Raw genomic sequence first — 448 nt, forward strand, 5'->3', positions numbered from 1 at the left:
GCAGGGCGGTTTACCCCCGCAATCCACAGTGCAAACCGATGAGGTGATTCTAAAAGATTCGGCGCGTTTGATTGGCCTCTATCACGATGCCAGCGAAGGCTCGATGGTAAATATTGCGCTTGCACCATGCTCGCCATTCTCGGTCACGAGTGAGTTGATGGTCGAGACCGCGCGATTAGCACGTCAACATGGGGTGCGCTTGCATACCCATTTGGCGGAGACGGAAGACGAGAATACGTTTTGCCTAAGTCGCTTCGGTATGCGACCAGTGGATTATTTAGAGTCTGTGGAGTGGATGGCGAGCGATGTATGGCTCGCACATGGTATTCATTTCAACGATGAGGAATTGAAGCGATTAGGTAAGGCCGGAGTCGGCGTTGGTCACTGTCCTTCCTCAAATATGGTTTTGGCTTCTGGAATATGCAGGACGCTGGATCTGGAAAAGCAT

1 protein-coding gene is annotated in these 448 nt (G+C 51.6%); it reads left to right on the top strand.

Annotation, left to right across the window (positions count from 1 at the left end; translation table 11 throughout):
- Positions 1-448 (top strand): amidohydrolase family protein (locus tag A3751_RS00795; RefSeq protein WP_156492151.1); only part of this gene is annotated, 448 nt, incomplete at both ends.

Source organism: Oleiphilus sp. HI0080 (assembly GCF_001635135.1).